This window comes from Shewanella sp. SG41-4, from assembly GCF_014164505.1.
Lineage (GTDB): Bacteria > Pseudomonadota > Gammaproteobacteria > Enterobacterales > Shewanellaceae > Shewanella.
Map to the genome: position 1 here is coordinate 1 of NZ_JACJFI010000686.1, position 1,002 is coordinate 1,002.

The 1,002-nt window shown below is 41.3% G+C and carries 1 protein-coding gene; it reads right to left on the reverse strand.

All coding sequences use genetic code 11. From position 1 onward, the window contains the following. Positions 1-221 precede the first annotated feature (221 nt). Positions 222-1,002, reverse strand: a 781-nt coding sequence (gene asnS, locus H5202_RS23275) for an asparagine--tRNA ligase (RefSeq protein WP_182774087.1), incomplete at its 5' end; no start/stop codon positions are given.

The following is a 1,002-nucleotide window of genomic DNA, read 5'->3' on the forward strand; positions in this document are numbered from 1 at the left end:
ATCGACAGATAATGTCTAATAAGGAGCCTGCTCATTTAACGGGCTTCTTTTATTGATAAGCTAAAACCCCAATTTTTGGAAAAATCCTCCTAAGTGTCGATGTTGTGCTTCTAAATTTTTATTGGTAGAAGAAATATTGGTATTTCCCTTTAGCATTAAATTATCGTTAATAAAAAACGCGCCAATTGGCGCGTTTATGTAGTTTCATCTTATCGAGATAATTAGAAACTGGCTGAACGTGGAGCGCGTGGGAATGGGATAACATCACGAATGTTGTTAACGCCAGTCACATACGACACTAAACGCTCAAAACCTAAACCAAAGCCTGAATGAGGTACTGTGCCATAACGACGTAGGTCACGATACCACCAGTAATCTTCTTGGCTTAAATCCATTTCAGCTAAACGTGCATCTAACACGTCTAAACGCTCTTCACGCTGTGCGCCACCGATAATTTCACCAATACCTGGTGCTAATACGTCCATTGCGGCAACGGTCTTACCATCATCGTTTAAGCGCATGTAGAAAGCTTTAATGTCTTTCGGGTAGTTCTTAACTACAACAGGCGCTTTAAAATGCTCTTCAGCTAAGTAGCGTTCATGCTCAGATTGTAAATCAATACCCCATTCAACTGCGAATTCAAACTTCTTACCACAGTTTTTAAGGATTTCAACCGCATCAGTGTAATCCACTTGAGCAAAATCACTGCTTACGAATGCTTGTAAACGTTCGATAACGGTTTTATCAACACGTTCGTTAAAGAAGTTTAAATCATCCATGCGTTCTTCAAGCACTGCACTGAACGCGAATTTCAACATTTTTTCCGCTAACTCAGCCGCATCATCTAACGTTGCGAATGCCACTTCAGGCTCAACCATCCAGAATTCTGCAAGGTGGCGAGTGGTGTTTGAGTTTTCGGCACGGAACGTTGGGCCAAAGGTATACACTTTAGATAATGCACAAGCATACGTTTCAGCGTTTAACTGACCTGACACGGTTAAG